3 protein-coding genes are annotated in these 2,049 nt (G+C 54.7%); 2 read left to right on the top strand and 1 reads right to left on the bottom strand.

The window, feature by feature from the left end; all coding sequences use genetic code 11:
- The coding region (locus tag AABE10_RS36150; protein WP_342937834.1) for a hypothetical protein at nt 1-186 on the top strand (186 nt) is incomplete at its 5' end.
- Between the two features lie 464 nt (nt 187-650).
- Complete coding sequence (locus tag AABE10_RS36145; RefSeq protein WP_342937833.1) at nt 651-1,112, top strand: iron-sulfur cluster assembly accessory protein; 462 nt, start codon at nt 651-653, stop codon at nt 1,110-1,112.
- 682 nt (nt 1,113-1,794) lie between these two features.
- On the opposite strand, the gene AABE10_RS36140 is transcribed toward AABE10_RS36145, so the two are convergent.
- A partial coding sequence (locus AABE10_RS36140) for an ankyrin repeat domain-containing protein (RefSeq protein ID WP_342937832.1) occupies nt 1,795-2,049 on the bottom strand: 255 nt, incomplete at its 5' end.

The raw sequence follows: 2,049 nt of genomic DNA, 5'->3' as shown, positions 1-2,049 counted from the left end.
GCGGTCGGTGTGCGCGAGCGCGGCGGTGAGTGCCCTGGCCGCCTGTCCGTGGATGGCCAGCGACAGCACGTCGACGTGGCTGCGCTCACGTTCCGTCCCGTTACGGGCGACGAGATCGAGCGCCTTCGCGGAATCCAGCGCGGATGTCGGGCAACGCGCGCGCTTCGCTGTTTTTCATCGAAGTAGTCGTGGACGCGCCCCGTCTTCTATACATTCTGACCACCAGTGTCACGAGAAAACCTGGTTTAATGAAAGTCCCGCGTATTGATGCGCGACAGGGCCGGCCGCAGCCGACAGCCGCGCCCGATTGCTAGCGAATTTCCGGAGTAACTGATTTATGGGCCGCCTCGACCGCTACGACCTGCCGCTTTCGACGACTTCCAACCCATCGCCTGCCGATTTGAACCGAGCCGCTTGCGTGAAAGCTCGAAAAGCGGCGTATTGACAGTCGCCGTCTGGCCCTTTCGTTGCCAAATGGTGCTGCTGCGAATCGAACCTTTCCATGACATGTGTTTTGATATCGATAGCTATCGATATCGATGAACAATGCCGACGAACCTGACAAAACTGACGCAATAATTCAAATCCTAACGCTCATCGCGCGCGTAAAATGATGCGAGACTAAAGGCCCCATACCTCACAAATTCAGCATGGCACAAACCTTGCGTTTATTTGCTTGTCATATAGCGATCAACACTGTCTGTCTTCCTAACCAATTACTGAGAAAAACTTACATGGTTGTTCAACGAACGTCTCTTTTAGCAGCACCTGCGCCTGACATCCCGACTCTCACGCCTCAAGCAGCAGAAAAGGTCGCAGAACTGATCGCGCTGCAAGGCGAAACGCAGATTTACATTCGTCTGTGCGCCGAAGTGCGCGGCTTTGACGATATAAAATATTTCATCGTGCTAGATGATTCAGTCGGTCATTCCGACATGAAGGTAAACACGCAGGGCATTACCATATTTATAGATAACGCCAGCTTGAAGTTCCTCGCGGGCGCCCGGATCGACTATGATGAGCGAGCACCCCACCCGTGCTTCGTGATCGATAGCCTGAACGAACAAACGTTTTGCGGTCACAGTAGCGCCTTCTCGACGTGTCCCCGGTGAAGTCGGAATGCGATGAAACGTGCGCGTGATTCGATTGGAGTCGTAGCGGAAACAAACGGTGGTGGTTGCGTCTCTCCCGCTTGAGCGATCTCCATCAAGGCAAGTTCCGGCAGTTCGTACGTGTGCAGCTGATCGTTGACTTCGCGCTCAAACCACTTTGCGCACCTTATGGACGAAGACGTCTATGACCTACGCCAAGAAATACGAGGGGGACCACCTCGATCCTGACTTCAGACCTGGAATTCAGTGATCAGATCAATACGTAAGAACCCCTGACGCGTTGGGGGCGCTCATATAAATTATTCTGTGCGGCAATCAAGCGACAACCGGCTTTGGCCATGTCCGTACTGTCGATCCAAACTAAACGTGCCGATCGACGTCCGATTTGCGCGTTGCCGCGAGCCGAAATTCAAGCGATTTTTGCTGGTCCTGACCTCTCGACCCCGTTCTGACCACGTCATCACGCGATGCTGCTACCGATGCATAACACCGGCGCACGAGCTGGGGAGATTACGATAATCTCTTGCAGCCAGGTTGCTTTCGGCAGCCGCAGCAGCTTCGTACATCTTCACGGCAAGAACGTAAGGAGCGGTGTTTGCCACTCGGAATCAGCACGGCTGATGCGATCAAGAAATGAATGTTGTGAGCGAAGCGCGATGCCGACGTCGCTATTGTTCACAAATTACCGCAGTGAGAAGTTGACCCGCAATGGCGTCGATTTCATCCTGGACAAAGGCGATCGCCGAAGTGGTGCATACCTACCTTCGTTGTCGAACGCGCCGACGTGTGCACCTTCATCCAGCAACGCTACGACTATGCTGTCTTCGCCGTGCAGCGCTGCCACCATCAGCGGCGTCATGCCCTCAATGCTGCGCGAGTGAATGTCCGGGAAGTCGTGGCTCGACAGCCATGTTGCGAGCGTTGCCCACGTGACATC

It is taken from the genome of Paraburkholderia diazotrophica (assembly GCF_038900755.1).
GTDB lineage: Bacteria > Pseudomonadota > Gammaproteobacteria > Burkholderiales > Burkholderiaceae > Paraburkholderia > Paraburkholderia diazotrophica_A.
This window is presented reverse-complemented; position numbering and strand designations above follow the sequence as displayed.